The sequence below is a fragment of the Vibrio sp. SG41-7 genome (genome assembly GCF_014164465.1).
GTDB classification, from domain to species: domain Bacteria; phylum Pseudomonadota; class Gammaproteobacteria; order Enterobacterales; family Vibrionaceae; genus Vibrio; species Vibrio splendidus.
The window spans coordinates 1-248 of sequence record NZ_JACJFF010000449.1; the positions used below are offsets into that span (position 1 = coordinate 1).

1 pseudogene is annotated in these 248 nt (G+C 44.0%); it reads left to right on the forward strand.

Annotation, left to right across the window (positions count from 1 at the left end):
- Window positions 1-248: pseudogene (locus H5300_RS28260) on the forward strand (hypothetical protein); the annotation flags it as partial.

Genomic DNA, 248 nt, shown 5'->3' on the forward strand with positions numbered 1-248 from the left:
TTACTCGCTATCCGCTTTGAAGACATTAATGATGACCGACTCATTATTCGTGAAAGCAAAACGGGCAAGCTGGCAAACATCCAGTTAAACACCAAAGCACGAGAACACATTGCCAAAGTGCGAGATTTACTCGCTATCCGCTTTGAAGACATTAATGATGACCGACTCATTATTCGTGAAAGCAAAACGGGCAAGCTGGCAAACATCCAGTTAAACACCAAAGCACGAGAACACATTGCCAAAGTGCG